Source organism: Chitinophaga filiformis, assembly GCF_021646545.1.
Lineage (GTDB): Bacteria > Bacteroidota > Bacteroidia > Chitinophagales > Chitinophagaceae > Chitinophaga > Chitinophaga filiformis_A.
Genome location: NZ_JAKIRP010000016.1, coordinates 46848 through 73186, shown reverse-complemented (window position 1 = coordinate 73186; position 26339 = coordinate 46848). Strand labels below are relative to the sequence as shown.

The window sequence follows — 26339 nt, the reverse complement described above, 5'->3', positions numbered from 1 at the left end:
AAATTTAATTTATCAACCGGAAAGGCCCGCCAGCTGTGTTATTGAATGGTCTATACTGCTCTCCGGGCGCCGTAGATATTGATCTTTTCCAGTAGTTCCACTATGGAGCTGATTTCCAGTTTCTTAAAAATGCGGGTCTTGTAAGTACTTACGGTTGTCAGCTGCAATTCCATTTTTGCTGCAATTTTTAACAGGGGCAAACCTTTTATCAAAAGGTTCATGACCTCTATTTCACGGGAAGAAAGTTGAGACAGCGGATTCGAAGATGAGGGTACATATAAGGGTACATCCTTTTCTTCTTTCAGCAGGGAGGAAAGGGTCAGCGCTATTTCCTCTTCTGAAGAACTTTTGGAGAGATAGGCATCCGCCTCCTGGTATAATGAATCTATGATCGTTGCTTTCTCACTACGGGAGGAAAAGAGCAATATCCTGGTGGCAGGAGATTGTTTTCTGATCGTATCCATCATTGACAGGGTATCGATACCCGGAAAATATCTACTTAGGATAAGCAGGTTAAATGACTGTTTTTTCATAGCTGCCATGACATCATCTGCGGTTTGCACCATTAGTACGGTAACGGGTGCGGGCAACATGGTAATGATCTGAGAAAGGCCATCACGCATGATGGAGGAATCATGGGCAATAAGGATATAGTTCATTCATTAACGGATAAAATAGGTATATGGTTACTGGCCCTTTAAGGCATATAAAGCAAAGTTATAATATTTTATAATGTAATGTCAAGCGACAGGTTGTAGTAATTGTACTACAAGTATGTCAAATATTTACTATGCATGGATGAGGGATGCCGGGCTACTTTTGTGGCGCAAAATTAACCTGTATTCGTATAGGTGTTTTGTATGGTATCACACGTTGCTACAATCACCCGTTTCCCCGGGGTTGAAAACCCCGCGCTACAAACACACGGCACCTACGGAGCCGATTGATGTTTTGTTGCCCGGTTTTATCACGCCCGGTGGTATCACACGTCGCTACAAACACACGTTCCCCGTGGTTGAAACCACACTACAAACGCACGGCATTTACGGAGCCGATTGTAGCGAATGATCAGATTGGAAGTGCCTTTATTTTGCCCTAATTTTATATCTAACCTTAAACATGTATTCATTAAAAACCCCTATATGGCAGAACAAAAAACCAAACCAACTGAACACACAGTTACCAGCTTCCTGGACCATGTAACTGATGAAAACGTGAGGAGGGATTGTTTTGATCTTGTACAACTGATGGAAAGAGCCACCGGTTTCCCGCCGGTAATGTGGGGCGCCAGCATAGTAGGTTTCGGACAATATCACTATAAATATGAAAGCGGGCATGAAGGCGATGCCTGTCTGGTTGGTTTTTCTCCGCGTAAACAGAATATCTCACTTTATATTATGGGCTTTGACAATCGCCCGGCGCTGCTTGACAAGCTTGGAAAGTACAAGGCCGGTAAGGGATGTCTTTATATAAAAAAGCTGTCGGATGTAGACGGACAGGTGCTGGAACAGCTGGTAAAAGAATCCGCAGCCTATCTGCAAAAGAAATATCCGGGTAAGTAACATAGTCATTTACTATACTTTATTGGTAGACTGGTGTGCTCCTTCTTTGTTTGTAAAGTCAAGAGCATGAAGGTGTTCGCAGCTTTAATATTTATTAACAATCTTTGTTGTTTTCATTTATTAGTTTAGAGGCAAACCAACCAACTTACCAAAATCAACCATGAAAAAACAAGTTTTGCTCTTTGCAGCACTTTTACCCATGCTTGCAAAGGCCCAATCAAACACCTTTACCATTACAGGGAAAATAGGTCATCTTAACGCACCTGCCAGAGTTTATTTCGACTACACTGATTTCCTGAATGCCGGAGGAGGCAAGGAAGATTCAGCAGACGTAGTGGACGGCACCTTCAAATTTACTGGTGAGTTATCCGGTATCGCTACCTGCCGTATGGCGTTGGCGCATAACGGCGACGGGAAAATGAAGGCGGTGTACACAGGAGATGTGATCTATTTCCAGTTTGGTAAGGAGAACATTGTCATCAGCTCGAAAGATTCGCTGAGCAACGCTGTATTTACCGGTTCTAAAGTACATGAGGAGGAAGATGCGTACAACAAAGCGATCGGCGGCACCATCATGTCTATTACCAAAAATGCGAATTACGATTATGCTTCAGGTACAGAAGTACAGCGGGCGGATTCCAACTTTGTAAAGGCTGTTGACCAGCGGTTCCGTCAGCGGGTGGCCGACAGGACAGAGAAACAGTTACAGTTTGCAAAAGAGCATCCGAATTCTGTTTTTGCATTAGTGGCCTTGTCTGAGGCGCTGACTTTTAAAAAAGATATGACGGAGATCACGCCTGTCTTCAATGCGCTGAATGCGAAATACCGCAATTCCAAAAAAGGGAAAGAGGTAGATCAGCGTATCAAGTCGGTGCAGCTGACCACTAAAGGAGCAGTGGCGCCTGTCTTTACCATGAAAGATGTGAATGGACATCCCGTTTCACTGAAAGACCTGAGAGGGAAAACGGTGTTGCTGGAGTTCTGGGCAAGCTGGTGCGGCCCTTGTCGCGCAGAGAATCCAAATCTGAAAGAGCAGTACAAACTGTATAAGGACAAAGGCTTTGAGATTCTGGCAGTATCACTGGATAGCGATAAAAAGAAATGGGAAGAGGCGATCGAGAAAGATGGCGTTCCCTGGATCCATGTATCTGACCTGAAAGGATGGTCTAACCAAGCGGGTATACTCTACGGTGTAACAGCTGTGCCGGCGGGTTTCCTGATCGGTCCTGACGGAAAGGTCATCGGAAACAACCTGAGGGGAGAATCGCTGAACAAGAAATTGGCAGAACTACTGAATTAATAGTGAAGGAAGCTTAACTTAAAAGAGGTTATATCAAATTGAAGTGCCCCAGAAAGTGTCTAACTTTCTGGGGCACTTCAATTTGATATAACCTCTTTACATTCAGATACCAGATCAGGAAGAATAGTCGTTTAAATGATCCTCAATCCCTGTTCCTTTTTGATATTTTCTCCTTTTTATCCGCGTACCTGCCCAGCTTTTAAGCGATGCTCAGAAAGCTCATTATTTTTGACATACCCCTGGTTTGTTTTATTCATTCACTGCAACCGCCAGCAGATACCAGGCTGCATGCGGCAGCCATTGTTCTGCCCAGCGCCAGTCGTAGTCTTTCTTTGTTACCGCATAAGACAGGTTGAAGTCGATATCATCCTCATTTTCCAATCCCGAAGTAATTCCGTTCACGATGCCTCCCGGCGCATTAGTATATTCAAAAGTGCCAAAGAAGCCATAGGCTGGATTATTATGCCCTGTTCCCTGCAGCATGCAGGCGTCATAAGGGTTCAGGCCCAGTATCCAGTTCAGCTGGTTGATGGCAAAGTTTTCCAGGCTGTCATGGAATGGCTTGTCGTCTTTAAAGAAGTGGGCAGCCATTCTGGCGGCGGTTGCTACGGAACCAAGTCGTGCGTTTTCGCCCTGCCACCAGGGAGATGCTTCACTGCCATGGGGGAAGAAGAACGTTGTTTTCCTGATACCGGCAGTGTCTTCGGTATATTGCCGGCTGTATCCGAAGGGGTTGTTCACTTCCGCTGTCAGTACCAGTTCGTATTGCATGTATTTACGGATAGTCGTTTTCAGCGATGCCTGTAGGTCTGCGGCAGCCAGTGGGTAGAAGTTCAACAGGCTCACAACGGGCAGTCCGGCGTCAGAAGGATGGAAGAAGGGCCTGTCTTTTTCGTCAGCCCTGAAGTAGTTGTATTTGCCATTGCTGATCAATCGCTTTATAAGCTGATTTGCGCGCTTATTGGCAGCCTCGAGGTAGATAGGCTTCCTGGTGGCTTTATAGAGCTCTGTGGCGGCGCTAAGGGCACAATAATCATCTACGATATTCTCCCTGCCATCGTTGGTCATTAGTGGATTCTCTTTTTCCAGGAAGGCGAAGGCATCTTCTGCCGCTTTCAGATAATCCTTATTGGTGAATTCACCGGAGGTATCATAGGTAGCCGCTATTGCCAATGCGGCAATAGAGAGGCCGGCGCCGGAACGGTAACTCGATTGATAACTGCGCCAGTTGTTGGTTGCAGTGGGAATGCCGGCGCCAAAGCTTTGATCTTTGGATTGTTTGATCCTGTAGCCCTTGTCTTCGGCCCGGATGGTACGGTCTTTCGCCAGTTTGCCGGGACCTGGTGATGACACGGAGCGGTAGAAGGAACCGTTGGGGGCTTTCAGTCGCACGAGATAATCTGCACCGTACATCGCTTCATCCAGCACCCTTCGGATGTATTGCCTATAGTCGGTGCCCGGTTTCTTTTTCAGCAGCTCATAGGTCTTCAGCAGGCTCCAGACGGTAAGTGATACCTGCTGTGGATTAAAGTAGCTGGAAAAGGAAAGATGGGAGAGATGTTTGCCGTAGTCGCCGGTAGCGTCGTACCAGCCGCCATGCGCGTCGATCGTATCGGTGGTTTGCCCCGACAGCAGCAGGTGATGGTCTGCCTGGTCCAGCAGGCCGGAACTTCGCTGACCTTTGAAGTAATAGATCACATCGGAGATGGTGGCCTGTTCCAACACGTTTTTACCAATCGTGAAAGGGTAAGACTGAACGGGCTGACCGGCGGCAGTTGTCTTTAAAATGTAATTGCCGGGCGTCTTATAGTCACTGAAGTCGACGGTCCAGAACTGCCAGTTTTTCCATTTACCGACCGGACCACTGTAAAAGGGTTTCCCGGTGTATACTTTCCGGCCTGTGGCCACATCCACCAGTTCAAAATTTCCTACAGCGATTTTGGTATCTGCCATGAGGATGGCGCGTTTGGATTTGCTGTACTCGTATCCAACGTGGTTTGTAATGAGTTTTGTGAACTGGGCTGTTAATATTCCCGGCCATAGCAGGAATAGAAAGAGCACGAGCGTGTTGAAAGGTCTCATGGTCATAATTTATGGAGAGGTGATGATATAAGCGAACGATGCAATAACGTACCCTAATATAAGTCATGGGCAGCGTAGATTTTGCTTTTTTTACACAGGTGGGTTGTCGGATCATTAAGGGGGATGGGGGGACTGTACGTTACCTGGCTCCTGCCGGAAGACAGGGGAGGAATAGGGTAGGAGCCGGTGATGGGCGCTTTCAGGACAACTGACCGGTGGTCATGATTTCCCGCAATTGCATGGAGGCGGCGCTGTTTCCCAGTCTGGCTGCACGTTCGAAATAATATTTCGCCCAGCGCTGGGACTTTTTGACACCATCGCCGTGTTTATAACACAGGCCCAGGTTGTAGAGCGCCTTGGGATCGTCTTTGGCCGCAGCTTTCTTATACCAGAACACAGCTTTCTGCTCATCTTTCTGTACGCCATAGCCATAGAAGTAACAATAACCGAGGTCCCTTTCCGCTTCCGTGTCACCCTGGGCAGCTGCAAGCTGGTACCAGTAAACGGCTTTCCGGTCGTTTTGTTTTACAACTTCGCCTTCCCTGTGGAAGAATCCGACATTGTACTGTGATTCCATGTGGCCCTTCAGTGCAGCCTTTAAATACCATTTGTACGCAATAACAGGATCTTTCTCAACACCACGGCCATAATCATAGCAGGTGCCAAGGTAGAACTGCGCCCTCAGGTGACCAGCCGAGGCGGCGGAAAACCATAGCAGCACAATTTGTCGCCAGTTCTTTCTCTGTGTGTTCGTTTCAAAAGCCAGATGATATCCCAACAGGAATCGTCTGTTTTGTTCCAGCTTGTTAAGAAGTGGTGCATCGCTTTTCATATCGCAATATATTGGGATAAAATGCATTCTAAGGTAGAGATTGATAGTATGGCATAGCTTGCGCCGGACGATAAATATAAACATTATTTTCACCCGCAGTGTCATTTATCCAAACAACTAACACGAACATGTTAATCGATCTCTCAGCTGACTTAATAAATTTGTGTAATTATTACAATTTTACCTATGCCCATTTTTAGTCATGTGAGAGCTATCACTGTTTCAGCCCTGTTATTGCCTTTGTTTGCCAATGCCCAGGATACTTTAACGAACAGAAAAGACAGCAGTCAGCATTTAAAGGAGATCGTAGTTACCTACCAGGCGGGTAGTACCACCCCTGTAACTTATCAGAACCTCAATATGAAGGTGCTGGATGAAAAGAATACCGGCCAGGAACCATCCTTCCTGTTATCAGAAACGCCTTCCATTACCGTATATTCCGATGCCGGCAATATGCAGGGGTATTCCTATTATCGCCTGAGAGGAATGGACCAGACCCGCATCAATACTACCCTCGATGGTATGCCACTGAATGAGCCGGAAGACCAGGGCGCCTACTTTTCCAACTACCCGGATATCCTGAATTCGGTGAGCCGCCTGCAGGTACAACGGGGTGTGGGCACCTCCAAGAACGGCGCTGCCAGTTATGCCGGCAGTGTACAGCTGTTCTCCCCTGAGGCAGGGAATACAGCCAGCACGAACCTGGGCATCGGATATGGCTCTTACAACAGCTTCCGGGCATTCGCTGAACACCAGAGCGCAGTGAAGAACAGAAAATCATTGTATGTACGCGCTTCCCAGGTATACACCGATGGATATAAATATCACTCGTCCAACAACTCGCAGTCGGTATTTGTCAACGGAGGTCTGTATTACGATAAAAGTACCTGGAAGCTCAATATAGTAGCCGGCCATCAGCAGAATGGTATGGCCTGGCTGGCAGTAGCTGATTCCATCATTGCGAAAGACAGGAGGTCTAACGCCAACACGAAGGAAGAGAAGGACCGCTTTTTCCAGGGACTGGTGCAATTACAGAACGTGTGGCAACCTCGCAGCCATGTGACGGTCAGCTCCAGCCTGTATTACACTTACCTGAAGGGAGGTTATGATTTTGACCTGAACAACTATCTTGGTCTGGAAAGTGATGGAAACCTGTTCAATTACGGTTTCCGCTCACATTTCGCAGGTTTCTTCAGTAACTACACACTGACTTACGACCGTTTCAAGTGGACAAGCGGTGTACATGGCAACCTGTATACCCGGCAGCATAAGGGGACAGATAACTGGCTGGGCGAGCTGTATAAGAATGATGGTTACAAGAACGAGATCAGCGCCTTCAGTAAAATTGAATACTCGGTGCACCGCTTTACACTGTATGCAGACCTGCAATACCGATATACCACTTTTGATTATAAAGGCAGCGTAGTTTTTGATAAAATGGACTGGCATTTCCTGAATCCCAAAGCGGGTGTGAGTTTCGCGGTGAATGACCATGCCAGTATTTACTACAGTGCCGGAAGAACAGGGAGGGAACCGACACGTAATGACATCTTTGGCGGCAATGACGACCTGACGGCAGATAGTAGCGGTAAGGCCATTATCTACAACCGTGATGCGGAATCAGTCGTAGACCATGAACTGGGCATCCGTTTTCAGCAGTCGAACTTCACCCTGCACCTGAACGGTTATTATATGGACTTCAATAATGAGATCGTTTTAAACGGACAGGTAGGTCCCAATGGACTACTGCTGACCAATAAAGTAAAAAGCAGTTACCGCACAGGCATTGAGTTGTATGCTGCCTGGCAGTTGAATGCTTTCACTTTTACAAACAACTCGTCATTCAATCATAGCCGTATTAAAGAGCAGGAAACTTCCTTCAGCCCGATACTAACGCCCGCCCTGATCATTAACCAGGAAGTGGCTTATCATCGCCAGCGCCTGGGACTGGCCGTGTCAGGCAGGTACCAGCATCGTGCGTATATCGACTTTGCGAATGAAGCGGCTGTGAAAGGATATGTATTGCTGAATGCAAGAGCACAGTATACGCTTGGGCGCTGCACACTGTCCCTGTTTGTCAATAATATTACAGGTGCGAAGTATTACAATGACGGATATGTGGAAGCCGATGGCATCCGTAAGTATTTTGTACAGGCGCCACGGAATATGTATGTTGCATTTAAATACAGCTTCTGATGAATTTCTTTGACGTTACCAATGTTGCCATTCATGTGCCGGGGTACCCTATCAGTTATATTGAACTGACAGGAACCGTCTTTGGGTTGATCTCTGTATACTACGCGTCAAAAGCAAATGTGCTGACCTGGCCCACAGGTATTATCAACGAGATTGCGTTGTTTGGTCTATTCTTCCAGATACAACTGTATGCCGACATGTTGTTGCAGGTTTTCTTCCTGGTGGTAACTGTTTTCGGTTGGTATAAGTGGCAAAATAAAACGAAAGAAGTGCCCATCAGCCGTATGTCTCCCCGGATGGTAGCAGTGTATGGTATTGTGTTGCTGACGGGCACTATATTGACCGGATTAACTATTCAACAGTTCCACCATTGGATGCCGGCCTATTTCCCATTGCCTGCTACTTATCCTTTTCCGGACTCCTTTGTAATGGTGGCAAGCATGCTGGCAACTTTCCTGCTGGCAAAGAAACGGGTAGAGACCTGGATACTTTGGATTGTGGTGGATATAGTGAGTGTAGTATTATATCTCATAAAAGGAGTTTACTTTTTATCATTGGAATATGTGGTGTTTTTAGGACTGGCTACCTACGGATTATTACAATGGCGTAAAAAGATGGCGTATGTGTAAAGGCTTTGTTTTCGGAAAATTTATGCCCTTTCATAAGGGACATGAGGCCATGATCCGGTTTGCCTTGTCTCATTGCGATACTGTGTCTGTACTGGTTTGCTGCAGCAACCGGGAAACATTGCCGGCGGCCGTACGTCAATCCTGGGTGGAAACTACCTTCCGGGATGAGCCACGGGTAGAAGTGCTGTTATATCAATATGATGAGCGTTCATTGCCCAATACTTCCGAAACATCTGCTGCCGTATCCGCTGTTTGGGCGGAGCAGTTTAAACTCCTTTTCCCTGATCACAATATCGTTGTTACTTCAGAACCTTATGGGGAACTGGTAGCTGAGTATATGGGCATCACACATATACCCTTTGATATGGAGAAAAGCCGGTATCCGGTGTCGGCCACTAAAATAAGAGCGAATCTGCCTGCTACCTGGGCATACCTGCCGGAAGCTGTAAAGGTATCCCTGATCACAAAAGTGGTGTTGCTGGGGACTGAGTCGACGGGAAAGACAACACTGACCGGCAGACTGGCGGCTCACTTTAACTGTAGCGCCGTGATGGAAGCCGGCAGAGATATCGTAGCTGACTCCAATGATTTCGGGATCGGCGATTTATACCTCATAGCTCAGGAACATGCCCGGCGTATCAATGAACAGGCAATAGGACAGAGCCCTCTGCTGGTCATCGATACAGATATTCATATCACCATGTCTTATGGTGAACATGCATTCGGAACAGTGCTGGATATTGACCAATCCATTTTGAATACCAATAAAGCCGACCTGTATCTCTACCTGAATAATGACGCGCCTTACATACAGGACGGAACACGACTGGCAGAGGAGGAGCGGAATCTGCTCGACCTGTCACATCGCCGTGTGCTGGATAGGTATGGTATTAACTATGAAGAGATCCGGGGAGACTGGGATGAACGTTTTGAACAGGCAGTTACACTGATAGAACAACTCATGCAGCGCAGGCTTGAGAACTGGCTTTCTTTTACCGGTCGTCTGCAACAAGTATAAGAAAGAGCCCGTTCTGCTTCGGCGAACGGGCTCTTAAGATGATAGCTGGTTTCCGTTAATTTTATCAATCGTAGTCAGTCAGTCTCACTGCAAATACGCACCTGTTGTCCTGCCCATATTTCTCCGTTTCATATTCCGTCAGGCACCAGAGATAACCGGTAGCGGCATCGCGGTACAAATCTTCCGCACCATGTGGCCAGCGGTAACGCGTACCGGCGGCTGCACCGTCGTTGTAGCGTGTCAGACGGGCAGTAGAGCCTTCATAAGAGCTATTGCCGGTGGTAGACATAAATGTTTTGTTAGCCATTCTGAATACCCCCTGAATGCCATGTACAGGTGTGTTGTCATTATCAATAGGTGTGATGATAGTGGGTTGCACAGTGGTGCTTACCTGGCCGGCATCATTTACAGAGAAACCGAACACCTGTGGTGTGGTGGTGGCTGAAGGCTCGATATATTGGGCCGTCCACAGATATTTGCTGGCAGCAGTAGCGCCTTCTCCCAGCTCTATGCAGGAGTAAGGGTTGGCATTGGTGATCTTATAATAACCGGTTTGTGGAAGGATGTAACCATAGTTAAAGGCTTTAAGGTCGCCATTGGTTTCTTTACCACAACGTGTTTCGGTGTCATCGCCCTGTGCAACGATGAATTTTGTCAGGTCAAATACACGCATCCCCAGCTTTGTATCAGCAACAAAGAGTTTACCTGCATGACAGGTCACGCCGCCTGCATGGATAGTAACAGGGCAGAAGGCGCCTAATTGTGTATAGGGGTTGGACGCTTTGTACAGGGAAGAATTGGACATATTAGCAGCATTCTGTACCAACAGAATATGACGGTAAGTGATGTTGCTCATGCTGGTGATATCTGCCAGTGAGATACGCACTCCTTTGTGCTGGTTGGCAACACCGGCAATGGTGCCGGGATCAACGCCGTACCAGGTAACTACCAGGAATTTCCTGCTACCCCAGGTGAACCCTCCAATACCTTGCGGACGCCATTCATTGGTCTGTTCGTCTCCGCTGTTCCACTTAAAGCCAGTCACCTGGTTGGCGGCGGGAATATTGAATCCGTAAACGGCAGTGTAACCGCTGGTAGAACCATCGCGGTTGAGTGTCACCTGGTCAGGTGTTTTAAAGCCGTAGGAAGAAAGGCTGTTCACGAAATCGCTCTCATCCGTATAAGTAATGGTACTGGCGGCAGTAGCGCTTATTGCATCAGCAGAAGCCAGTTTGTCGGCAGCGGGGGCCATATCCCCTGAATTTTTGCTACAGGCGGCAAAGGCCAAAGTCGCGGAGAGGGCAAGCAGGTGTGCTTTTGTTTTCATAGAATCTATATTAGGCTTTGTGTACGGGTGGTGTGCCCGATGGTTATCAAGGCGCGCAAAGTAGAGATTCTGATAATGTTTCAGGCGTATCCTGTATTAACTGATTCTTATCATATTGTTACGTGGAGGCTAGCTATGCCTGGCAGTCGTTTCAGCGGACCGATGCCGCGGGTTAAGGGTCCGCCGGGTCGTGATGGATACCTCCACGTCCCCCTTACGTGAAAATGTATCTTTATTCCCTACTTTTGTATAAAATAAACCAAATGGTCGGAAATAACTTTGTGTCATTAAATATGATAAACAATGGCAAAGACAATTTTTATTACCGGTGCGTCCCGCGGATTTGGTAAGTTATGGGCAGAAGCCTTCCTGAAAAGAGGAGATAAAGTAGTTGCTACGGCAAGGAATCCTGATACATTAAATGATCTCGTAAAGCAATATGGCAACAATATTTTAGCCCTGGAACTGGACGTAACCAGCAGAGAGGCGAGTTTTGCTGCTGTAGCAAAAGCAAAAGCGCATTTTGGCAGGATTGACGTATTGATCAACAACGCCGGTTACGGCTTATTTGGGGCGGTGGAAGAAACAAGCGAACAGGAAGCAAGGGCCCAGATGGAAACAAACTTTTTTGGCCTTCTATGGCTCAGTCAGGCGGTATTGCCGGTGATGAGGGAACAGAAAAGCGGTCATATCATCCAGGTGTCCAGTTTCCTCGGACTGGTAACATTACCGGTGCTGGGTTTATATAATGCCTCAAAATTCGCGGTAGAAGGACTGAGTGAAACACTGGCTACAGAGGTAAAACAATTTGGTATCAATGTTACCCTGGTAGAACCTAACGGATATTCCACAGACTGGTCTGGTGCTTCCGCATTCCAGACACAGGGACTGGAAATTTATGGTCCGCTGAAACAGGCTTTCTCAGAAGGTACTACGCCCGATGTGTGGGGCAAACCGGAAGCCACTGTGGATCCCATCCTGAAAGTGGTAGACAGTTCTAATCCTCCCCTCCGTTTGTTGTTCGGCAAGGTGGCTTATAGCGTGGTAAAAGATGTATATGCGCAACGCCTGGCCAGCATAGAGGAATGGAAGGACGTTTCCCTGGCCGCCCATGGTCATTAGTGAATTAACGTAAACATATTTGCCGGAACTGTGTTCTACACATGGTTCCGGCCTTAAATCAGATCATATGATACACTTTAGCAACCTGAGTGCGCTGCACCGTGAGAATGGGTTTCCTCCACCTGAAAATCCGTTATTCAGCATTTACCGGTGTGATAAAACCTGTACGATAGGCGATCGCGCATTCACCAGCGACTTCTATATGATCGGGTTCAAGAAACTGAAGGCAGGTGTCATTAAGTACGGCAGAACGGCGTATGACCATCAGAATGGTTCCATGTCCTTTATGAGTCCAAGACAGATCATACAGATGAAGGGACTGGAATTTGAAGAAGACGGCTTTCTGATGTTCATTCATGAGGATTTTATCAACGGACACGTCCTCCATTCGGATATTAAAAGATATACCTTCTTTGACTATGAAGTGGATGAGGCGTTACACCTGTCTCCTAAAGAAGAAGAGATCATCTGGGACCTCTATAAGAAGATTGAAATAGAGTATTACAACAACCAGGACGAATACAGCCGGAACATTATACTGGCACATATCGGTTCCATCCTGCAATATGCGCAGCGCTTCTATAAACGGCAATTCATCCACCGTACCAATATTGCCGGTAAGACCGTTTCGAAATTCAATGCTATCCTGGCGGAGTATTTTAACGGCGGTCTCTTACATGATAAAGGTCTGCCCTCAGTAAATTATATGGCGGAGCAGTTACATCTCTCTCCCCGTTATTTAAGCGACCTGCTGAAGCAGGAAACAGGCAAGACTGCCATAGAACTGATACATATTTCCCTCATCTCGGAGGCGAAAAACCTGCTCAAATCAGCTGATCAGAGTGTGGCGGAAATAGCTTATAACCTGGGTTTCGAAAACCCTCCCTACTTCTCCCGTTTGTTCAGGAAAGAAGTAGGGATGAGTCCCAATCAGTTTAAACGGCAGGCCTCCGGCATCTAGCTTATTTTCCGGAAACGAGGTACAGTCCTGCGCCATGGGCATTGATGTCAGGGGCAAAAGTACCGGAGAATTTACCTACTACTTTACCTGTCCAGAGATCAGTAACAGTACAGGAGGATGGCAAGCCGTAGGCTGAGAGATCAACTGTAACCGGCATCTTCTGCGCTGTTCTGTTGAATACGGCCAGGTACTTACCAGGTTTGTCGGTAGGCTCAGCTGTCCAGATAGCCTTAGTGGAGTCATTAAGGACCGGTGTGTTGTTCCTGCTCTTATTCAGTACTGACAATACGTTTTTATTCGTTATCAGGGAAAGCGTGAAAGGATCATTGTCCGGCAGGTTACCACCAAACATCAGGGGGGATCTGAAAATAGACCAGAGGGTAATCAGGGTATACTGTTCGTCACGTGTAAAAGCAGTCAGGCGCGGATTGCCCACTTCTGCACGGATACCGATACGTCCCAGCGGCAACATATCGCCATCAGGCCATGCACCTGGCGCACGCCATTGATTCCAGCGTTCAAACACTTCAAAGTGCTCGTTCAATGGTTTCCAGTTATCCCAGAAATCATTCACTGTACGCCACATATTAGCGTGTTGTTGTACATGCGCTCCATTCGCGATCGGCGTTTCTCCGGGAGACGTGCTCAATACGATCTTACGACCGGTACGGGCAATAGCTTTCCGGATCATTTCTATTTCGGCTGCGAAATAAACAGGGGCGGAGAGGTCGTCCACTTTAACGAAGTCCAGTCCCCAGGAGGCATATAACTCAAAGATCGAATTGTAATATTCCTGCGAACCTTCTTTGCCAGGTACGATGGTGTACATATCATGCAGCCATTTGCACTGGTCCTTTTCGGAGTAAATGTCTTTAGCCGTCGCTTTACTTCCTTTAATAGGCAGTCCCTGTTTCACCGCTATGACCGGGATGCCCCGCATAATATGGATACCGAATTTCAGTCCCTTGCTGTGCAGATAATCAGCCAGGGGCTTAAACCCTTTACCTCCTGCGGCAGAAGGAAAGCGGGTAACGGAGGGTATGAACCTGCCGTATGCATCAATATTATAGTCCGGATTGGTTTCATTATAACCGTGGGCTTTGTCGTTGGTCACATACCAGCGGATGTCCACGACAATATATTCCCAGCCGTATTTTTTCAGGTAACGCGACATGTAGTCCGCATTGGCTTTTACTTCGGTCTCTGTAACGGTAGGACCATAACAATCCCAGCTGTTCCAGCCCATTGGAGGTGTGGCAGCCCAGGTGTGGAAGTCATTCTTTTGTTGTGCAAAGGCGGTACAACCCAAAAGAGCAAAGACGATGATAAGTATCGAGTTTTTCATTGCTCCAAAATAATAATAAAAAGTGTTGAAAGGACATTTAAAAGATATTTTTTACAGCACCGGTCAGGGTTGGTGTTTATTCAACAGGCGCCAATTTATAATATCTGGTGTAAAAAAGTCCATATGCGAGGGGAAGCATCACGGCGGCGGATTGCCACAGGTATCCATACATGATGAGCCAGAACAAGCCAATATATATCGCGAAAACGATTGGCAGGTAGACGTTCATATTCAGTCCCACCCAATACAATAAACCCCGGAAGCACAACAGGGCACTGAGGGCATAGGCCAGCAGGAGGATGGCCATCAGTGGGGGAGCGGTAGCAGCCAGGAAAACGATCTCCGGTAACAATAACAACAAATAGCGTAGCGTCATGTACCCGAAATGCCTGTTACGGCTATAAGGGAAGGTCCTGGAAAACGCCAGTGTCATCACTTCAAAACGATGTTCCTGGTAGATCAGGTAAAGATGCCCGGTTATGGCCGTCAGCACCAGTAGTCCGGACACACGGCTATCATGGCGGTTGCCGGAGAACAGCGAGTACGCGCCGCTGGCCAGACAGAATAGAGAGAATATTTTCGTCAGGACAGCGCCCAGTTTTATCTTATGCAGGATGTGGTAAAGATAGAGGCTGAAGAAGGGTTTCTTCCAGCGTATTGACAGGCGCAGGCTAATAGCTGCTGGCGTGCCGGCAGATAGGCGGTTTGCCAGCCAGACATAGAGCCCTGCGCTGACAGTAATGAGCAGGAACAGGTATGTCAGGGTAATAAACGGCAGCAGGTAATGGTGATAAACGATGCCAAATACTACAGACAGCAGTCCATAAGCTGTAATGGGTAAAGCGATCACAAACTGCATCCACCACCAGCTGCGGAGTTGCCTGAACTTACTGAGGGCAGTGCTGCTATAGTACAGAAAGCCGTTCTCAGCAGCGGTCAGTTGCCCTGTTACATATTGCCAGCTTTTGACAGTATACAGCAACCAGGCAATGAAGATCACCGTCATGGCCACCGGGTTGTTGATAAACGTCATCATCACGATCAGCTCGTACAATGCGAAAGTGTCGTGCGACATGGTACCGGCAGGCGTCATGAAGATGGCATAACTGGCCACCACCACAAAGAAGAACAGTAATGTGCTGGCGTTTGCCCGGTAAAAACCACGGGAGAATATTTTGGTCAGTACAATTGCGAGGGGAGAGATCATCCGGGAATCCATTTTACTGTTTTATCTGCTACATGCAGCGTACCGCTGATGTGCAGGGTATTTTGTTCCAATGGCTGATGCGACGATAACAGGAAGGACGCGCCCTGTGTCTGTTGCCTTTCCCTGATCCAGTCGTAGAGAACAGCCAGCGAGGCCGTGTCTAAAGTGATCAGTGGTTCATCCAGCAGGATCAGGCTGGGATTACCCATAAATGCCAGCAGCAGGGAGAGCTTTTTAAGCATACCACTGGAATAAGCGCCTAAAGGCTGGTCAAGATACGCCTGCATCTGCATGCTGTCCAAGTATGGCGTCTCTTGCCCTGTGGGCGCCTGCCTGGCAGTCATAAAGAGCGCGATCATTTCTCTGCCGGTCAGGAACTCCGGAAATACCGGTTCTGCTTCTGCGAAGCTGATACGCCTGCGGTAATCGACCGGTTGCTTTTTGATGCTGGTATTATCCAGCAGGATATTTCCGGAGAAATCAATAATACCGGCAATCGCTTTCAGCAATGTGCTCTTCCCGGAACCATTGGCTCCTTTGATCCAGTAAATGCCCGGCCCCATTTCAAGTTGCGGGATATGAAGGACGGGAGTGTGATGATAAGCCTTTTCAAAATCTGCCAGCTGCAGCATATATGGGGAGTTCAGTTATAACCTAAATATAATATGATCTATTTGCCGGTAATAATACGCCAGGCGATAAACGCCGTTTTTAAGAAATATTTAACCATAGGTCCATGATCTCAGGGGCTCAATATTACGGCTGCTGAGTGAACTAACTGCAAACATCTTCCATAAACAGGTTAACAAACATCGCAGCCGGCGAACAAATTGTATATGACTGGTGATGTAAAAAGAAAAGCCCTGTGTCCGTCGAACACAAGGCCTTCTAACAATACGCTTGCCCGTATTAAAGCGTTAAAGAACATTATTCACTAAGACCTTCCTTCAGACTATCGCGGAGATCGAGAATATATTGACTTAATGTTGTAGCGGTGCCAGACTCGGGAGTCTGCACTGCACAATTATTCCTGATGTAGTTTTTTACATCCGCCATCTGCCATATAGCGCCGCCGGCCATTTCAGGGTAGTCCTTTCTGAACCTGATCATTTCAGCCTTTATTTCTGCCGGTGTTTTACTATTGTGTACCGGATTGCAGGTACTGAAGGCGCCGCGGCAAAGGAAGATAGGATATACGGGCAGAGTGGTCTGCAGTTTATTCTTCCACATACCAGGCATATTGAACCTGCCGCCATCATAACATTGCAGGTAGATAGCATCTATCAGGCCCGGTTGGGAGCGGCAGATAATATCTTTCCAGTACTCCGTTTTCCTAAAAGGGCAGAGTGTCATATGCAGATCCAGATGCGCTGCCAGTTCTCCCAGTTTCGCGATGGATTCGCTGTTATAAACGGATTCGTCATCGATACAGATAGCATCTACACCAATGTCTTCCTTCATCACTTTGATGATCTTGTATAAGGTGCTGTTAGGACCGATGCCGGTTACAATGCCGGGCACTGTCCGGGAGGAATCATACCAATCCTGTATGTAGTCGTAGGTATTAGGCGGCTGATTATACCATCTGCCTTCCAGCAGGATCTCAATACGTGTCACTGAGGAAGATTTTTGTTTCAGCGATGCCACATATTTAAGCCACTCTTTGCTACCAACATACTGACCATCATGTATGATAGGATTTTTGTGATCATCACCGGAATAAACGTCTCCGTTGGCGTGAATGTAGAAGCTGGAGAGGATCACGGTATTGAAACCGGATTTTCTTAAGTGCTCATAGGTAGAATCATCTCCGGGATACATACCACGTCCGAACATGGTGAGATTAGTGTCGGCGGGAGAAGCGGGTAATGGTCCGCTTACAGATGAATAGCTGACCTTTTCCGGCTGAGCAGCGAAGGCCGGTGTAAGGAAACCGGCAGCCAGCAGGTACAGCGATAGAAACAATGTCTTCATAGTATAGCCTTTATTGTTGGAGTTTCCAAAATAGTAAACTTGTCTGTGGAGGGATAGTTACCCTTTATGAACGGTCGCCATTGGATAATTGTTGGAAAAATAAGCGGGCAAAAGGTAACTTTATGGTGAGTAAATTTAAGGACATGCCAGATATGCCATATCAGCCAATTGATTGCAACTACTATGACCGACTGGAGGCATGGGCAACCATGCACACTATCTGCAGGATCGTATTCAGAGACGAAACGGGCAATGAACAGGACGTAACCGCCCGCATTGCAGACGTATACGCCCTGAACAAAGTGGAATATATGCGGATGGACAATGGTCTGGTGATCAGACTGGATAGCCTTGTTGCTGTCAACAATATCCCCTTGCCGGACCGTTGTTAATACCAACAGGCCGGCTGATGCAGGTAGTTGTCCATGCGGAGCAATTGCTTTAAGGTTCGCGGATGGCCAATGCTTCGACACTCGTTTTCTTCAACTTGTCATAATCCTCGTTCCGCACAGTTTTGAACTCGGCGTAGGTTTTGCCATTCCACCTCCAGACGGGAAACTGCAGACCAGGCCCACCGATAAGGAGGTCAGGATATCCCTTGTTGATCGTAGCAAGTACGTCGGGTGTCATTCCCGGAATACCCAGATTGTCCACGTAAGTACCGGCAGAATTTTTAATGAACAGGGAGACACTTGAACCGGTAGCGCCTGACGTGTAGGAGTTGCCAAACCAGACAAATATTTCCTGTTTGCCATCTTTATTTAAGTCGGTCGGATAAACAATAGCATTGAATGGATACCCCCTGCTCTCCATATCCTGCGCAAAGGGCAGGTCATTATGGCCGGAGGAAATAAAACCAAGTTGCGTGGCGATCTGGTTTTTTTCTGCTGTTGTTAAATTCGTTTTTGCATTTTTGAAAAGGAGAGTGGCCACCTCACTGAGCGTATTGTTCTGCTGGCCATATGACAATGTTGCGCACAATAGTGCTACCGTTGGCAATAGGTATTTTTTCATCGTTCAGCGTTTAGTTGGTAATAGTGCAATAAAGGTAGCAAGTATTTACCTGGGGTGTCGTTAACTGATTGTTATTCAATATGTATTGCGGGTGCTTCTGTCTTTGTTCATGAGCGCGCCGTTTTTTATATTTACGATAAATTATGTGGGAACAGTCAGAGATGTAAACCCGTTATGAATTATGGAAAGCAGTAAAACAGTAACACTACTTCATCAGTTTAACCAGACCATTCAGCAGTGGATAGATCAACTCGATAGTTACTCTATCGAAATGCTTCGTCAAAGACCGCAGGCCGATGCCTGGTCGCTGGGACAGGTGTATGTGCATATTATCGAAGATACGGGCTTCTATGTGGAACAGATAAAAGCGGCGCTGGCAGCAAAGAACAGTAATGCCGAAAGAAGTATGCGCACCCAAGCAAGGATCATGTTTGAGAAGAATGATTTCCCCGACCTCGCGCTTGAAAATCCTTTTAACGATATCAATATGCAACAGCCGCAAAGGAAGGAAGAGCTGTTGCATGCGCTGATACGCATTAAAGATGAAGTGAACAGCGTGTTTGATAAGATCGATCCTTCAACTGCAAATGGAAAAACAGAGCATCCCGGATTTGCATTCTTTAATGCGTTTGAATGGCTGCAGTTTGGTGAAATGCATATGCGGCATCACCTGCGACAAAAGAAAAGGATTGATGAAAGATTGTTTCCGCATCTGGCCATCCATAAATAAATGGTTGCAGGCATTTCAACAAAGCTACTTATCGCTCTATACAGCAGGAGCCGGCATTATTTGCCGGCTCCTGTATATTGCAGAAAACGTTCAAGAATGGGATTGAATTGATCCGGACCTTCCCAGAAAGACGCATGTCCTAAACCTGGCAGGCGATAACAATGACCTTCCCATAAATTAGCATAGTCGACAGTGTCAATGTAATCGAGATTGACAATATTGTCTTCCGCACCATTGACCACAGCAAGTGGCACCTTACTGTTTTCAACAGTGCGCCGCTGATCGGCACCCAGGCCTTCACGTGCACCTTCAAAAAGCCGCTTGCGGAAACGGCCGTCTGCTCTTCTTACAACATCCAGCAGGAATGGTTCTGCCGTCTTGCCAAAAATGCCCGTAACAAAGGCCGCTATTTCTGTCTCAGTTATTATTTCCTTTCCGGCCATTTTGGTATGTGGTGCGCCCGTGAAACCCTGCGACATGTTATTGCGTCCGACAGGAGAAGTACCGGTGACCATCACACCCCGTATGCCGGAAAAACGGGAAAGCATCTCGATAGCAATATGACCACCTAAAGACCAGCCAAGTATGACTGTTTCGGTGATGTTCATGTGTTCCAGCACTTCGCCGACTGCGCCTGCCAGGCCAGGTAGTGTATAGGAACGCATGGGATCAGTGGCATCGTCTGACTGGCCCTGACCGGGTAAATCAAGTGCAATCAGACGGTAATTTTCAGCCAGTGCTCCCTGCAACTGGTAACGGAATACATCATGGGAAAAAGAATTGCCATGGATCAGCAACAGGGGAATGCCACTGTCTTTTCCACTTTCTTCCAGGGCAATACGGCCGTGTGATGTAGGGACTGTATGGAGACGGGTTGTAATATTCATGCTAAATGTGATTTTGTTGCAAATTGCAGGCGCTAAGTTCCCAAAAAATATACGGTAGTTGACTCCCCAATAGTGGGGAATTACTGGGGAGACAGTATCCCTGCATAAACGGCAACGGTAAAAATCCTGAATTGGTATGGCTGCGGTTCGGTAAAAATTGTTTAAGTTAGGCACCGATTTTAAAAATATTCCTATGCGTCTCCGACTCAGACATCTCCTGTTCCTGTTCATCGGTTTACCGGCATTTGCCCAGAAACCTGTGGACGAACTACACTTTACAAGCAGCAAACAACAAAAAATTGCGGTGTACAAGGGCTCAATCATTGTGAATGGCAACAAGACCTTCAAATTTGCTTACGACGAAATTGTTTACAAAAGCAAACGTAACCGCCTGGTAGAAGATGGCGGTAACGTATTCCTGTTTTTAGAGGTAACTGACCATCCGAATAAGAACAAGCTGATCATATTTGGCATTAACAATTCGGTGGCTGATTCATTGATGACAGCCGTAGCTTCTGATATCAAAGATTTTGACCATGATGAACTGCTGGAGTTTGGCGGAAGTGATCAGACCGAGGCGTACCCTGCTGCAGATTCCATGTACTACGTTCCTTCTAAATTTTATGAAATCAAAAAGGGACGCATTGTATTTGATGCTGCTTACACAGAAAAGATAGATAAGAAAGTAAATGGTGTATATCTTCCTGCACCACAGGATAAACATGGGACTTGCTGTAAAGTGATCCCTAAGCCTAAGGGCCGTCCCTGATGGCCGTGCGATAAATGATTAAAGGGATGTAGCAGAAATAAGCGAACCGCCTTATACGCGCGTAACAATTACCTGATGCTGTCAGATACCCGGATAAAAAGAGCCCGTGTCTTACTTAGTATTATACGGGCTCTTTTCTTTTATTTTGTAACGATCTCAATCTTTCCGCCATCCCGGAACAGATCATGCGGTACGAAGTAGCCTTTCTGTTCTTTCCCATTCACTTTTATGGAAGTAAGGGCTCTGCCTTTTCCCTTTTTCGTCAAGGTCAGCAACTTGCCGGTGCTGGTCCTCCACTTCACTTCATCGAAAAGCGGAACGGTAACCAGGTATTCGGGATCGGTAGCCGAATAGGTATATAGTCCGGAGGCACTGAACACATACCATGCTGACATCTCACCGGCATCATCCATGCCGCACAGAGCAATGCCATCTTCTCCGATACCATACAGGCTGTTCAGAATAGTATCGATCATCTTTTGTGATTTTTCCGGCTTGCCTATGAAATAATATGCAAAGGGAGCTTCATGGTCTGGCTGATTGCCATGGCAATACTGGCCTATCATGGTTTCCACATTCCTGGCAATGTAATGCGGGTTCCAGGGAACCGTAAAGAGGGAGTCCAGTTTGGATTCAAATCCGCGTTCTCCACCATACAGTTCGATCAGGCCTTTCATATCGTGCGGCGCAAAGAAGGATACCTGCCAGGCATTGGCTTCCCTGTACATGTATTCATAGTATGGGTACTGCGGATTGAAGTTTTTGATCCATGATCCATCAGCCAATCTTCCTCTCATAAACCGTGTACCGGGATCGAACATATTCCTGTAGTTTTTAGAACGTGCCATTAGTATCCTGTAGTTGGCAGTATCACCCAGTTTTTTGGCGATCTGGGCCAGGGAATAGTCGTCATAAGCATATTCCAGCGTTTTGGATACGCCTGCTGCAGCCTTTGTTTCCACGTGCGGGTCTGCGATATCCGGATCGGAGATATAACCTTTTGCTATGTACTCATTCAGATGCGGACGTGCGCCTTCTACATTGGCATTCCTTAGCAGTATCTGATAAGTGCCTTTCACGTCAAAGTCATCAATGCCCCGGAGATAGGCGCCTGCGATAGAAGACGCGCCATGGTCGCCGTGGAAGAAGGTAGGGATGAATCCTGTTTTATCGCCCACCTCTTTCATGGATTTGATGACGTCGAGTGTCACCTGTGGAGAGATCAGGCCCAGAAGCACATCTTTATTGCGATATGTGTCCCAGAGGGAGGGCTCGGTATAGTAGTTAAAATCCCCTTTGACTACATTGCCTTTTGCGTCTCTGAATTCCCCGTTTACATCGCTGCGTAAGGCTGGCCAGAGGAAAGACCTGTACAGGCAGGAATAGAACATGCGCCTTTGTTTTTCGGTGCCGCCTTTTACCTGTACGGATGATAACAGGGTCTCCCATGTACGGTTAGCTTCACTGCGGATGTCGGCGAATGATTTATTGCCAATCTCCTGTTCCAGGTTTTGCTTTGCATTCTCTGTACTTACAAACGATAGTCCGATTTTCAGTTCAACGGGACCTTTGCCATCAGCCAGATGGACAACCGCATAACCGCTACGCTGGCCTTCCTGTGTCTTTTCCAGCTTTTCGATGCCGGTGTTCAGTACGGCATAGAAATAGACATTGCCGCCTGCCCGCTGATAGCCTTGCAGGGCAGATGGACCCACCTGTTCAATGTGCCAGTCGGAGATCCTGTTGTTGGCTTTCGCCAGGTCAAACAGTATTTGTCTGTCTGTATTGTTTTTGTAGGTATACTGATGATATCCGCATCTTAGTGTGGAGGTCAGATTGACGTTCACATTATAATCGTCCAGGTAAACCTGGTAGAAACCGGGAGATGCGCTCTCTTTTTTGTGAGAGAACCTGGAACCGAATTTGGCGCCCGGATTGGAAAGCGGCAGAACAGGAATGTTACAGAGGTTCCAGTGACCTTTATTGGTGTGTGTGAAACCCAGGATAACGGTATCCTCGTATTCATATCCGGCGCCGGAACCGTATTCTGTCATCGGACTTAACTGCACCATCGCGTTTGGTAAAGAGCTGCCCGGAAATGTAAGCCCTGCCCATGAACGCCAGCCTTCCGGTAGCTGGTAGCCCAGGATCTTAGGATCTGTAAGCGGCGCGGTGCCCACGAAAGTATTGACATATTTCGTGTAGCTGGTTGGTGACTGGCTTTTACCTGACGAGGCAGCAAATAGCATGGCAAGCCCTAGCATGAAAGGACTTGCGGTGGAATTCCTCATAATTTGAAAAGTTTATTGACCTGAGTAAGGCAATATTTGCCTATTGGGGGTTAAATATAAAAATCAGGGGGACTATAACAAAGCGTGTGTCAGAAAAAAGTGATGAACTTATCCTGACACACGTTTACTTACAACAGGGATCTGATGCGTTAAACGCGGATGACAGCAATAGATGCAGCCAGCAGGGTAATGGCTATCAATGCATAGTAGGCCTGCTTTGTATAAGTTTTTCCGCCGAAGCGAACATTGATAATGGTCACTAATGCAAACAATCCGGTTTTAGGAACAACTTTATAGTAATTCACATGCGGATATTTCAGCGCCACCAGTACTATACCGGTGATTAACAGGATGATACCGAGGATCAGGCCGGATGCATTGCGCACACGTGTGTCGTAATCCTGCCATTGCGCCAGCAGCACACATAAATAGATGGCAAAACACAGGAAGTGGATCAGAAGTATGGCATTAAAGAGCAACATGCGAAGCGGATTTTTTTATTTTTTGATACATTTTTTTATTGATGTATCAAAGGTAAATCCGCCTTCAGACCTGTTCGTTCACCCAGGTTAATAAATCATAGGGCCAGTCTTTTTCTTATCCGGCTAAGGGATGGCGGCTTCACACCGACAAAAGAAGAAATATAATACTGAGGAACACGCTGTTGCAGGTCCGGATAGGTATTTACAAAATTGAGATAGCGCTGTTCGGGACCGTCAATGTACATCGACCTTAACTGACTGCCTGCCTGGAGATAAAGGTATTCGCAGGCAAGGCGGCCGAATTTCTGTCCTTCCCTGACTTCTTCATACAATTGCTGCAGGTTATCGTAAGATATGACCAGTATCTCGCTGGGCTCCAGGCATTGGATAGCGGTCAGCGATGGGGAGTGGTCGAGGAAACTTTGGTAATTGCAGGTGAATTCGTTTTCTCTTCCGAAATGCTGGGTGATCTCTTCGCCATCGTCATTGGTCTGGTAGTAGCGGATCAATCCTTTTTCAATAAAGCCTGCTTCCCGGCAAACCTGGCCTTCGCGCAGCAGATAATCACCTTTTGCAAAGGTTTTTGGAATGAAAAGGGAAGATATAAATTCCTTTTCCGTATCGTCAATACGGATGAAATTTTCGATGGCTGAGATCAGGTTTGCGTACATGCGGGTAAGATAAGCAAAAAAGGCAGAAATATGCCTGCTTCTGGCTGTCTGAGGCATATCGTTATCCTGGCTGACAAGCTTACAATCTAACAGTAAAATCACTAAAAAAAATAACAAATAGATCAGGTTCATTTCGATCGATTTTGAGGTTAAAGAATGCCATTCCACTTCTATTTCTGTTTTCACCATGCAATGTTAGTGAAGAATCCAAAGTGATTTCGGAGAATGTCCCCGAACTGCAAAATGGTGTGCATGAAATGCAAAAATGAGGGGACGAAATGCAGGAATGTGGGTTCCGGGATGATGAAAAAAGCTTAGTTATACGTTATAAAATCCTGGTATATTCCGCTTTAAACATGGCTTGAATACACTTGAGATATAGTAGAGATGCTGTTTTTTGAGTACCTGAAATCCGGTTTTGGTGTAATTAATTGCAATATCCGGGTCGGTCACGTTGTATGTTCCCGGGATGTATCCAGGATCAAACTTGCATATGACCAGCATTTACTTCCGATAATCTTCCGATCAAATCGGAGGATAATCGGAGGTTGATGCTGGTCATATGCTACTTTGATCCTGTTCAGGTCCTGAGGGCAGGTCCCCTGGTAGGTGACAACAGCTGCATTATATCACTTTTTTGGCCGTCCAAAAGCTCTACATTCGCGGCACATTATAAAATTAGCAATGAAACTGGACGAACTACTACAAAAAAGGAGCGGAAATCAATGTGAGCTGTGCAAATCGACGGAGGCTTTAAAGATCTATGAAGTGCCGCCTGCCGCGGGTGCAGACCAGGACAACAGTATCCTGATCTGTAATACCTGCAGGATGCAGATAGAAAAGAAAGCCGAGCTGGACAGCAATCACTGGCGCTTTCTGTCGGAAACCATGTGGAGCGAGGTGCCGGGTATTCAGGTGGTTTCCTGGCGTATGCTGCACCGTTTAAAGCAGGAAAGCTGGGCAATGGAGAGCCTGGACATGATGTACCTGGACGACGAGCGGCTGGCCTGGGCGAAAGCGACCGGCGACCATGAGAATGATAGTGCGGTTGAACTACACAAGGATTGTAACGGCCAGGTGCTGCAGGACGGAGACGCGGTAGTGCTGATCAAGTCATTGGACGTTAAAGGCAGTACACTGAATGCTAAAATGGGTACTGTTGTCAAGAATATCCGTTTAGTGGAGAATAATACAGCGCAGATAGAGGGTAAAATAGAAGGGCAGGTGATCGTCATCCTGACGCAATATGTAAGAAAGCAAAGTTAGCGGTATAGGGTAGCGCCTGCAGTCAAAACTTTCGACCATGAGAAAATAGTTGCAGTCTTTCAAACTGAGGCACTACCAATTTAATTGCTGTTTTTGCACTATTTTTTTGCAGTCCTTAATTAGTTTAGTAACGTCAGCGGAATTGCACTGCCGTTTACTAAACCAATTAAGGACTTTTCCTTTGTTAATGTACTCCGCTGGATCGTTCCGAACGATCCTCTGTCAGTCTTCCCCATGCAATGAACGCTGCAATCAACGCAAAAAATATATTGACGCCTATCACAGCAGCTTCTCCCCGTACAATATGAAAGACACTTGCGCATAGCATGAGTACAATAATGGCGACGGCGGTGATTGCGGTAAGCCCTGGCCGGATACGAAGCAGGGTAGGGAGTATAAGCCCAAGAGCACCTAATAGATCAATTACCCCGAGCAGTCTTACTATCAGGGAAGATACCTGACCAGTCCAGGGCCACATCGCTGCCAGTTTTTCGATAGGCTGGAATAATTTCATAGCGGCTGCCCAGAGAAAACCGGCCGCCAGGATGATTTGTGCTATCCAAAGGATAATATGCATCGCCCCGGAAGATTTCTGTTGATTTGTCATACAAATAAGGATTTTTCGTTAGCGGCTCAAAAGTATTTATGTTTGCTGTTCATAGGAAAACACTATC

25 protein-coding genes are annotated in these 26339 nt (G+C 46.9%); 11 read left to right on the top strand and 14 right to left on the bottom strand.

Annotation, left to right across the window (positions count from 1 at the left end):
• Nucleotides 1-50 precede the first annotated feature (50 nt).
• Complete coding sequence (locus tag L3C95_RS28535) at nucleotides 51-659, bottom strand: response regulator (RefSeq protein WP_236393621.1); 609 nt, start codon at nucleotides 657-659, stop codon at nucleotides 51-53.
• A 483-nt stretch (nucleotides 660-1142) separates the two neighbouring features.
• On the opposite strand from L3C95_RS28535, the gene L3C95_RS28530 reads away from it, so the two are divergent.
• Nucleotides 1143-1562 carry a DUF1801 domain-containing protein gene (locus L3C95_RS28530; RefSeq protein WP_236393620.1) on the top strand — a complete coding sequence of 140 codons (420 nt, stop codon included), beginning with the start codon at nucleotides 1143-1145 and terminating at the stop codon, nucleotides 1560-1562.
• Nucleotides 1563-1722: 160 nt separating this feature from the next.
• Complete coding sequence (locus L3C95_RS28525) at nucleotides 1723-2862, top strand: TlpA disulfide reductase family protein (protein ID WP_236393619.1); 1140 nt, start codon at nucleotides 1723-1725, stop codon at nucleotides 2860-2862.
• A gap of 249 nt (nucleotides 2863-3111) precedes the next feature.
• Here L3C95_RS28525 and L3C95_RS28520 read toward each other — a convergent pair whose 3' ends face one another.
• Together L3C95_RS28520 and L3C95_RS28515 are read right to left on the bottom strand one after the other, a co-directional pair.
• On the bottom strand, nucleotides 3112-4944 hold the full coding sequence (locus L3C95_RS28520) for a glycoside hydrolase family 9 protein (RefSeq protein ID WP_236393618.1): 1833 nt from the start codon (nucleotides 4942-4944) through the stop codon (nucleotides 3112-3114).
• A gap of 199 nt (nucleotides 4945-5143) precedes the next feature.
• Nucleotides 5144-5776 (bottom strand): tetratricopeptide repeat protein, encoded by a 633-nt coding sequence (locus tag L3C95_RS28515; protein WP_236393617.1) that lies wholly within the window; start codon nucleotides 5774-5776, stop codon nucleotides 5144-5146.
• A 186-nt stretch (nucleotides 5777-5962) separates the two neighbouring features.
• On the opposite strand from L3C95_RS28515, the gene L3C95_RS28510 reads away from it, so the two are divergent.
• Genes L3C95_RS28510 through L3C95_RS28500 form a run of 3 tightly spaced genes read left to right on the top strand, consistent with a single transcriptional unit; the run spans nucleotide 5963 to nucleotide 9619 of the window.
• Nucleotides 5963-7972 carry a TonB-dependent receptor gene (locus tag L3C95_RS28510; protein WP_236393616.1) on the top strand — a complete coding sequence of 670 codons (2010 nt, stop codon included), beginning with the start codon at nucleotides 5963-5965 and terminating at the stop codon, nucleotides 7970-7972.
• A complete protein-coding gene (gene pnuC, locus L3C95_RS28505) occupies nucleotides 7972-8601 on the top strand; it encodes a nicotinamide riboside transporter PnuC (RefSeq protein ID WP_236393615.1) in 630 nt (209 codons plus the stop codon). Before L3C95_RS28510 ends, pnuC begins: the two co-directional genes overlap by 1 nt.
• Complete coding sequence (locus L3C95_RS28500) at nucleotides 8594-9619, top strand: AAA family ATPase (protein WP_236393614.1); 1026 nt, start codon at nucleotides 8594-8596, stop codon at nucleotides 9617-9619. Before pnuC ends, L3C95_RS28500 begins: the two co-directional genes overlap by 8 nt.
• A 64-nt stretch (nucleotides 9620-9683) precedes the next feature.
• On the opposite strand, the gene L3C95_RS28495 is transcribed toward L3C95_RS28500, so the two are convergent.
• A complete protein-coding gene (locus tag L3C95_RS28495; protein ID WP_236393613.1) occupies nucleotides 9684-10946 on the bottom strand; it encodes a hypothetical protein in 1263 nt (420 codons plus the stop codon).
• Between the two features lie 303 nt (nucleotides 10947-11249).
• On the opposite strand from L3C95_RS28495, the gene L3C95_RS28490 reads away from it, so the two are divergent.
• Nucleotides 11250-12068 (top strand): SDR family NAD(P)-dependent oxidoreductase, encoded by an 819-nt coding sequence (locus tag L3C95_RS28490; RefSeq protein ID WP_236393612.1) that lies wholly within the window; start codon nucleotides 11250-11252, stop codon nucleotides 12066-12068.
• Nucleotides 12069-12135: 67 nt separating this feature from the next.
• The gene (locus L3C95_RS28485; RefSeq protein ID WP_236393611.1) at nucleotides 12136-13029 is read left to right on the top strand and encodes a helix-turn-helix domain-containing protein; all 894 of its coding nucleotides are present in this window, start codon (nucleotides 12136-12138) and stop codon (nucleotides 13027-13029) included.
• 1 nt (nucleotide 13030) lies between these two features.
• On the opposite strand, the gene L3C95_RS28480 is transcribed toward L3C95_RS28485, so the two are convergent.
• From L3C95_RS28480 to L3C95_RS28465, 4 genes are all read right to left on the bottom strand, one after another.
• Nucleotides 13031-14374: a glycoside hydrolase family 27 protein gene (locus tag L3C95_RS28480; RefSeq protein WP_236393610.1), complete on the bottom strand. Its 1344-nt coding sequence runs from the start codon at nucleotides 14372-14374 to the stop codon at nucleotides 13031-13033.
• Between the two features lie 76 nt (nucleotides 14375-14450).
• A complete protein-coding gene (locus tag L3C95_RS28475; protein ID WP_236393609.1) occupies nucleotides 14451-15593 on the bottom strand; it encodes a hypothetical protein in 1143 nt (380 codons plus the stop codon).
• Nucleotides 15578-16213 (bottom strand): ABC transporter ATP-binding protein, encoded by a 636-nt coding sequence (locus L3C95_RS28470; protein WP_236393608.1) that lies wholly within the window; start codon nucleotides 16211-16213, stop codon nucleotides 15578-15580. The genes L3C95_RS28475 and L3C95_RS28470 overlap by 16 nt, the downstream gene beginning before the upstream one ends.
• A 295-nt stretch (nucleotides 16214-16508) precedes the next feature.
• The gene (locus L3C95_RS28465) at nucleotides 16509-17555 is read right to left on the bottom strand and encodes a hypothetical protein (RefSeq protein WP_236393607.1); all 1047 of its coding nucleotides are present in this window, start codon (nucleotides 17553-17555) and stop codon (nucleotides 16509-16511) included.
• A 122-nt stretch (nucleotides 17556-17677) separates the two neighbouring features.
• Between L3C95_RS28465 and L3C95_RS28460 the strand changes: the two genes are divergently transcribed.
• Nucleotides 17678-17947 carry a hypothetical protein gene (locus L3C95_RS28460; RefSeq protein ID WP_236393606.1) on the top strand — a complete coding sequence of 90 codons (270 nt, stop codon included), beginning with the start codon at nucleotides 17678-17680 and terminating at the stop codon, nucleotides 17945-17947.
• Nucleotides 17948-17996: 49 nt separating this feature from the next.
• Here the strand turns inward: L3C95_RS28460 and L3C95_RS28455 are convergent, their stop codons facing one another.
• Nucleotides 17997-18569, bottom strand: a complete 573-nt coding sequence (locus tag L3C95_RS28455; RefSeq protein ID WP_236393605.1) for a hypothetical protein — start codon at nucleotides 18567-18569, stop codon at nucleotides 17997-17999.
• Between the two features lie 181 nt (nucleotides 18570-18750).
• Between L3C95_RS28455 and L3C95_RS28450 the strand changes: the two genes are divergently transcribed.
• Nucleotides 18751-19299, top strand: coding sequence for a DinB family protein (locus tag L3C95_RS28450; RefSeq protein ID WP_236393604.1), 549 nt, complete (start codon nucleotides 18751-18753; stop codon nucleotides 19297-19299).
• A 56-nt stretch (nucleotides 19300-19355) separates the two neighbouring features.
• Here L3C95_RS28450 and L3C95_RS28445 read toward each other — a convergent pair whose 3' ends face one another.
• Complete coding sequence (locus L3C95_RS28445; protein WP_236393603.1) at nucleotides 19356-20186, bottom strand: alpha/beta fold hydrolase; 831 nt, start codon at nucleotides 20184-20186, stop codon at nucleotides 19356-19358.
• 193 nt (nucleotides 20187-20379) lie between these two features.
• Here L3C95_RS28445 and L3C95_RS28440 point away from each other — a divergent pair, with 193 nt between their 5' ends.
• A complete protein-coding gene (locus L3C95_RS28440; protein WP_236393602.1) occupies nucleotides 20380-20955 on the top strand; it encodes a hypothetical protein in 576 nt (191 codons plus the stop codon).
• 140 nt (nucleotides 20956-21095) lie between these two features.
• Here L3C95_RS28440 and L3C95_RS28435 read toward each other — a convergent pair whose 3' ends face one another.
• The 3 genes from L3C95_RS28435 to L3C95_RS28425 all read right to left on the bottom strand — a co-directional run bounded on the left by L3C95_RS28435 (nucleotide 21096) and on the right by L3C95_RS28425 (nucleotide 24531).
• The gene (locus tag L3C95_RS28435) at nucleotides 21096-23246 is read right to left on the bottom strand and encodes a GH92 family glycosyl hydrolase (RefSeq protein WP_236393601.1); all 2151 of its coding nucleotides are present in this window, start codon (nucleotides 23244-23246) and stop codon (nucleotides 21096-21098) included.
• Nucleotides 23247-23395: 149 nt separating this feature from the next.
• Complete coding sequence (locus L3C95_RS28430) at nucleotides 23396-23728, bottom strand: hypothetical protein (protein WP_236393600.1); 333 nt, start codon at nucleotides 23726-23728, stop codon at nucleotides 23396-23398.
• 95 nt (nucleotides 23729-23823) lie between these two features.
• Nucleotides 23824-24531, bottom strand: a complete 708-nt coding sequence (locus tag L3C95_RS28425) for a Crp/Fnr family transcriptional regulator (protein WP_236393599.1) — start codon at nucleotides 24529-24531, stop codon at nucleotides 23824-23826.
• Between the two features lie 552 nt (nucleotides 24532-25083).
• Here L3C95_RS28425 and L3C95_RS28420 point away from each other — a divergent pair.
• On the top strand, nucleotides 25084-25665 hold the full coding sequence (locus L3C95_RS28420) for a PhnA domain-containing protein (RefSeq protein ID WP_236393598.1): 582 nt from the start codon (nucleotides 25084-25086) through the stop codon (nucleotides 25663-25665).
• Between the two features lie 184 nt (nucleotides 25666-25849).
• Here L3C95_RS28420 and L3C95_RS28415 read toward each other — a convergent pair whose 3' ends face one another.
• On the bottom strand, nucleotides 25850-26272 hold the full coding sequence (locus L3C95_RS28415) for a DoxX family protein (protein WP_236393597.1): 423 nt from the start codon (nucleotides 26270-26272) through the stop codon (nucleotides 25850-25852).
• Nucleotides 26273-26339 lie beyond the last annotated feature (67 nt).